This is a genomic window from Streptomyces sp. DT224 (genome assembly GCF_049844595.1).
Lineage (GTDB): Bacteria > Actinomycetota > Actinomycetes > Streptomycetales > Streptomycetaceae > Streptomyces.
In genome coordinates this window covers 1-267 of the sequence record NZ_JBNCLI010000064.1, presented here as the reverse complement: position 1 = coordinate 267, position 267 = coordinate 1, and the positions used below count along the sequence as shown (strand labels likewise).

Sequence of the window (267 nt, the reverse complement as noted above, 5' to 3'; positions counted from 1 at the left end):
CTGTCGGATGCCCGCCGTAACGGGCATCGTGTGCTGGCGGTGGTCAAGGGGTCCGCGATCAATCAGGACGGTGCGTCGAACGGTCTGACGGCGCCGAACGGTCCCTCGCAGCAGCGGGTGATCCGTCAGGCGCTCGCCAATGCGAGGCTCTCCCCCGCTGAGGTCGACGTGGTGGAGGCGCACGGTACCGGTACGGCGCTGGGTGATCCGATCGAGGCCCAGGCACTTCTTGCCACGTACGGCCAGGAGCGGGCCGGGGAGCGGCCG

At 70.0% G+C, this 267-nt stretch carries 1 protein-coding gene; it reads left to right on the top strand.

Annotated elements, in window-relative coordinates; genetic code table 11:
- Positions 1-267 (top strand): hypothetical protein (locus tag ACLQ2N_RS36050; RefSeq protein WP_425820029.1); only part of this gene is annotated, 267 nt, incomplete at both ends.